This is a genomic window from Leptolyngbya cf. ectocarpi LEGE 11479 (assembly GCF_015207065.1).
GTDB lineage: Bacteria > Cyanobacteriota > Cyanobacteriia > Phormidesmidales > Phormidesmidaceae > Leptothoe > Leptothoe ectocarpi.
The window spans coordinates 1-6214 of sequence record NZ_JADEXP010000370.1 but is presented as its reverse complement, the minus strand read 5'-3'; the positions used below and the strand labels follow the sequence as shown (position 1 = coordinate 6214).

Genomic DNA, 6214 nt, shown 5'->3' with positions numbered 1-6214 from the left:
GGTATTGCCAAACGTCCTGTCAAAATGCGCTGGGACTAGCCTCTTTATTAATGATATCTATTTTCATTAGTAGTGCAATGATACAAAAGTAACATTTCGATATAGATAATTTTTATCTGCTGTATTAATAGATTAAAAGCTTATAGAGTAAGACAGTTAACCGACTTCGTCACCAAAACCACAATGTCAGTCCCAAGTATTATTGACATCGAGTTTTATTTCTGCGGTAACCTAATGCAGCTTCTGTGGCTGATTGCCAGGAGCGTTTGAAATTAAGGGTGTATCCCATGAGCAATCTACCTACCAGTAAAAATCGCTATCGATTTGGTTTAGAACACGAAGTGGCATTTTGGGATCAGCACACAGATCAGTTTGCTGACTTTTCCAATACCTCATTCCAGCGGTTTGATCGGCTAATTGCCCAGCTGCCCGAATATGCCTCCGACTATCCGCAGCTGCGCATTGGCGATGCAGGCATCAAACGCAAGCGGTGGTATATCGAAGGTTATGAGCGATTCTCTGAGACTGGCGAACTGACCGGCTGTATGCCCAAGGGTATTGAAATTCGGACTACAATCCAGCCCACCATTGCTGGGGCTATCCAAGAACTGCGAGAGAGTTTTATCCAGCTCTCGGAGATGGCACTTTTAGCAGGATTATTGCCAGTGTTGACTAGCTTTAATCCAATTCACAAAAAGTTTGTACCTGAGCCACCCTTAAACCATTACGAAACAGAGCGACGAGACGCTTCGCCCGAAAAACAAACGGCCCATATTCCCATGATGACCTACGGACCTGATCTCAACTTTTCGATTCAGGGGCTATCGACTGAGAAGCTAATTCAGGCTGGCAAGAAACTGACCTACTATAGCCCCGCCATTGTTCCCTTTAGCTTTAGCTCACCCTTCTATGGACAACAACTGTGGTCAGGGTTGTCGGTGCGCACCCACCTGCGCACCGGTCAACGACCCGCCGCCATGGTGTTTGTCGAACATCCTGAAGAGCTAATTGCCAGTTCCCCTTCCCTGACTAAAATCGCTCGGCTGCCAGCCGAGGTAGGAAGAATTGAGTTTAAAGCCTGTGATAGCTGCGGTGATTTTGAACTTTATGGCAGTCTCCTGGCGCTGCTTAAGGGAATTGTGCTGGATCAAACTCTACCCGGCCTAGCGCTAGTGCCGGATGCGGCCCAGCATCAGCATGCTGCCATCCATGGTTTTCGAGATCCTGAACTACAGGATCAGGCGACAAAGCTTTTAATCGCAGCGGACCAAGCGTTGTCTGACTTCCATGAGCGAGACCTGTTGAAACCCCTGTGGAGATTTGTTCAACACCAGACAACCCCTGCTCAGACTATGTGCGATCGCTGGCGCACTGGAGCCAGTTTAGTCAATGTTCTCAGCCATGGCTATATCACGGAGTATACAACGACAGAAGAGATTAAACTAATCTCTCAGGTTTAGTCTCTCAGGCTTAATCTGCAAAAGGGTAAGGAAAAATCTGGGCTCTATAGACTCCTTACCCTTTACGAACGCTCTTATGAGCAGCCTCAGCGAAGAAAATCTCTAGGGCAGGAGAGAAACCCTAGAGATTTATTAAATAGATTTAAGGTGACAGTCACTTGACTCGATTAGCTGTTGGCAACGTTGCTGGTGTAAGCATCACCACTAAAGGGATAAACACGCTCACTGAAATCAGTCTCACGACCGGTTACCAACTTAGCCACGTCATTAAACCCTTCCGAGTTCCAGTTGCGTTCGTGGATAGGCTTTGACTGCTCTCCGAAGAAATAGGCCTGGGTGCCAAGAATAGCGGCAGCAACCCAACCAACGATAATGACGGCTAATAAAATACCAAACATAGTTTGTGCTCCTTAGTGTTTAACGGAATGTAAAAGAGGACGAAAAAACGACCTAGCTAACGATCAGGGCTGTCATCATCAGAGTGCTGATTAGCAACGTTGCGAGACCACCCTGGAGCAGATAGCTGCGCTGCTGCTCAGGTGCAGGGTAAGAAGCTAGATACATTTCGGGCTCTGTAGCGTAGTTGTTGAGCTGCCCGGTTTCGTTAACGGTGGTGTACATAATTTGATGTCCTGTTTCGTAATGACTGCGTCTTATGTAAACCAATGTAACGCAAAATGTTACGAATTGCAAAATTACTTGACAAAAATAGTTTTAACTTGAATAGATTTATGTCTATATGTGGCCGTAAGGCACTGTGGCCAGGGGTACTGGCCGACTAGGGAGGCTGGTTCGTTAGCCAATGTTAAATTTGACTCCAGCTATTCCAGCTGAGCCATTAGCTTGTATTGAAGGATCTACGGCTAAATAGTGTGCCTGACCAACCCGGTTTTGGCTCCGCTCAACCGTCCAGCTTTGAGAGTTGAGGCTTCGACGGTAAGCTCAGCCGAACCGCTCAGTCGAAACTCGCTCTACGGGTATTTCATTTTCGAGCCAATCCCTAACTTGCTAAACCTTTACCTCAGTCCGCATTTCTATCGACTGGGCTGCCTCAAAGCGTGATTTTACGGTGGCTTCACTCGATGTCTGAGGGGCTGCAATGGGGATTACCTGCACCGCGCAGGCTTTTAGCTCAGGCTCTAGAGAAATTGGACACACTTCTGGGTGGGTGAGGGCATTGACTTCGGTGTTGTCCCCCCACAAAAAGCCCCAGTGCATGGGCATAAAGACGGTGCCACGGGTAATGTTTTGGGTAACCAGGACCTTGAGTTGGGCATAGCCGCGTTGCGATCGCACCTCCACCCATTCCTCCGACTGTATTTCTAACAGCTGTGCATCCCGAGGATTAACCTCCAGCATCGGCTCCGGATAGCGTTTGGTAATACGCTCAATGCGACCCGTACGACTTTGGGTATGCCAGTGTCCGTAGAGACGCCCAGTAGTCAGTACAAAAGGATAATCCTCATTGGGTGGCTCCGCTAGCCCTTTAATATGGAACGCACAGAATTTAGCCTTCTTGTTGGGAGTGGCAAAGCGATAGTCCGTATATAGGCGCTTATCGTGTTTGCCATGGGCCACCTCATCAGACTCTCCCGCCGGGCAGGGCCACTGAATCGGCCCTGCCGCCAGACGCTCATGGCTAAGACCCGTCGAATCGCATAAACGCCCCGCCGTCAGTGTGACAAACTCATCGTAAACCTCAGCCGATGTGCTCTGGGGAAACTGTTTTTCAAACCCCAAGCGGCGTCCCACCTCAGCAAAAATCTCCCAGTCGGCCTTCGCCTCACCCACGGGTCTGCGAAAGGCGGAACAGTAGGTCACCACCCGTTCAGAATTGGTCATCACCCCCGGTTTCTCCCCCCACTGGGTAGCGGGCAGCACCACATGGGCAAAGGCTGCCGTTTCTGTTGGATAGTAGGCATCCTGACAAATGGTAAAGGGAGATTTTCTCAGGGCAGCCTGGGTCCGTTTAATATCCGGCATGCTGACGGCTGGGTTGGTGGCGGCCACCCAAAACACATCGACCTCTTCTTGTTCCAAGGCCAGCATCATGTCCCAAGCCGCTAATCCAGGGGTGGGGGAAATACTGCCCTCGGGCAGCTGCCATACGGCTTCCACCGCCTGACGATGCTCTGGATTTTTAACTAGGCGATAGCCCGGTAGTATGTGAGCTAGCCCCCCTGCCTCACGGCCCCCCATCGCGTTGGGCTGCCCCGTTAACGAAAAAGGTCCGGCTCCCGGTTTGCCGATATTGCCCGTCATCAAATGGAGATTAATGATGGTGCGACACTTGGCTGTTCCTTCTGTTGACTGGTTCACCCCCATGGACCACAGCGATAAGACGCGCTCCGACTTGCCCCACCACTCGGCGGCTTTTTTGAGTTCGCTGAGGGTGATGCCACAGATTTCAGTCACCCGCTCCGGAGGATAGCTCTTGATCACCTGGGCATAGTCGCTAAAGCCATCGGTACACGATTCAATAAACCCAGGATCGATCCAGCCATTTTTTAATACTAGATACGCGATCCCGTTGAGCAGGGCAATATCTGTCCCTGGTTTAATCGCCAGGTGTAAATCTGCTGCCTTGGCGGTATCGGTGTGGCGGGGATCCACCACAATCATTTTTACTTTCCGATTTTTTTTGTGGTATTTTTTCAACCGGTTAAACACAATCGGATGACAATCAGCAGTATTAGTCCCAATCAAAAATGCACAGTCGGTTTGTTCTAAATCGTCATAGCAGCAGGGGGGACCGTCTGAGCCAAAGCTCTGAATATAGCCCGCCACGGCTGAAGACATACATAATCGGGAATTGGCATCAAAGTTGTTGGTGCCTAAACATCCCTTGAGCAACTTTTGAGCCGTGTAATAATCCTCTGTTTGGAATTGCCCAGAACCATACATGGCAATGCCGTCTGGCCCTTTGTCTGCCAGTGTTTTAAGAATCTCGCTGGCAATGCGCTCTATGGCCTGGTCCCAAGAGACTCGCTGTAGCGGCTGGTCGAGGGTCTCTCTCATCATGGGATAGAGTAGCCGATCTTTGTCCAGAGAGTCGCCGATGGTGCCCCCCTTGATGCAGACTTGGCCTTTGCTTGATGGATGGTTGCGATCGCCCCGTGCTTGCCATACCGGATTGCCCTGCTCATCGCGATTGACCGGACGTCCTGATTGAGCTGGGGGCAACACATCCAGGCCACACCCTACGCCACAATAAGGACAAAGCGTTTTTGCTGCATCGGCCATTAGATCACATCCTCCATCTGCCAGAAATTTGTCTTGTGTAAATCTAAAAATTAGTACAAAAACAATCCATAACGTAACTCAATGCCAATAGTAAAAATTATAAATTGTTCCCTTTAGACAGAAAAAGGGAGCGCTAAACGCCCCCCAATCTGTTGAGTTGACATTGCTGTCTCGCCTAGTTGAAAAGATACAACACCCATCAATTTATGAATTGAAATTGATGCTATTCTGCAGATTGTCAACTAGCCATGACATTTTGGGACTGCCCAGGTGATACCCCTTAACTAACGTAGCTGCCATCGGGCACAACAGGCGCTACTTCTTCTTCACCTTCGTGAGCTTCAGCAAAGGAACCTTTAGGCTCTTCTAGGATGAAGAGACACATAAAGGCAACAATTAAAGAAGCGACACCAAGAGTCTGGAAGAAACGGATATTACCAATGTCTCCCTCAGGCAAGAGACTATACAGAGTCAGGTAAGCAACAGCACCGACGTTACCAAAAGCACCGACGTTACCTGCAATCTGACCCGTTACCCGACGCTTGACTAGAGGCACGATAGCAAAGGTAGAGCCTTCACCAGCCTGTACAAAGAAGGAACAGCACATGGTCATGATCACAGCTAAGCCCACCATGAAGCTACCGCCGCCGCCCAGGGCATCTCGAATGCCAGGGATCATACTCATTACCAGGTAGCCGATACCCATACACAGGGTAAGAATACCCATGGTGGCTTTACGACTGCCCAACTTATCAGAAATCAAACCACCGCCAGGACGGGCAACCAGGTTCATAAAGGCATAGCTAGCACCCAGCATCCCAGCTAAGGCTTTACTCAGGCCAAAGGTTCCTTCAAAGAACGTGGGTAGCATGGAAACAACGGCCAGCTCAGAACCAAAGTTAACGATGTAGGTTAGCTCAAGAATTGCAACCTGCTTGAATTTGTAGCGATCTTCAGCGGGATAACGTTTAGCACCGGAGAGCAGATCTTTATTAACTGCCCAGCAGTTGTATGCCTGGAAAAGATACAAAGCTACTAAACCTGCCACAGCAATTCCAAACGTCCCAGGATTCAAGAAACCAACTTTCTTGAGACGCCAAGCCAAGACAACCAGGATACCGGTCAACGGTAGGTTCATTAGCATGAGACCCCAGAAGTCTCTTACCGTGGTGACTTCCATGCCACGAGTGCTAGGAGGACGCTGGTAAACTTTGCCAGGAGGCGTATCTTCTACGTTGAAGTAATACAGACAGCCGTAGAGAGCAGCAATGATGCCTGTTGCGGCGATGACAATACGCCAGTTTAGCAACGGACCATCAGCCACCTGCAAAGAACCTGGGAAAAAGTTGAGGACAGTCGCAAAGGTGACCAGTGTGAAAGCAGAGAAAGCAGACCCAAAGTTACCCCAGCCGCCGTAAATACCTTCAGCCAGACCAATTTCTTTAGGAGGGAACCACTCGGCGGTCATCCGAATACCGATAACAAAACCAGCTCCTACGATCCCCATTAGC

Annotated in this window: 5 protein-coding genes; 1 reads left to right on the top strand and 4 read right to left on the bottom strand. The window is 49.5% G+C overall.

All coding sequences use genetic code 11. The features are described 5' to 3' along the window. The first annotated feature begins 287 nt into the window (after positions 1-287). Positions 288-1460: a glutamate--cysteine ligase gene (locus IQ260_RS25895; protein ID WP_193995968.1), complete on the top strand. Its 1173-nt coding sequence runs from the start codon at positions 288-290 to the stop codon at positions 1458-1460. A gap of 167 nt (positions 1461-1627) precedes the next feature. Here the strand turns inward: IQ260_RS25895 and IQ260_RS25890 are convergent, their stop codons facing one another. From IQ260_RS25890 to IQ260_RS25875, 4 genes are all read right to left on the bottom strand, one after another. Further along, complete coding sequence (locus IQ260_RS25890; RefSeq protein WP_193995967.1) at positions 1628-1858, bottom strand: photosystem II protein, Psb35-related; 231 nt, start codon at positions 1856-1858, stop codon at positions 1628-1630. Positions 1859-1910: 52 nt separating this feature from the next. Continuing rightward, on the bottom strand, positions 1911-2081 hold the full coding sequence (psb34, locus tag IQ260_RS25885; RefSeq protein WP_193995966.1) for a photosystem II assembly protein Psb34: 171 nt from the start codon (positions 2079-2081) through the stop codon (positions 1911-1913). A gap of 387 nt (positions 2082-2468) precedes the next feature. Beyond that, complete coding sequence (locus tag IQ260_RS25880) at positions 2469-4703, bottom strand: molybdopterin oxidoreductase family protein (RefSeq protein WP_193995965.1); 2235 nt, start codon at positions 4701-4703, stop codon at positions 2469-2471. Between the two features lie 280 nt (positions 4704-4983). Continuing rightward, positions 4984-6214, bottom strand: a 1231-nt coding sequence (locus IQ260_RS25875) for an MFS transporter (protein WP_193995964.1), incomplete at its 5' end; no start/stop codon positions are given.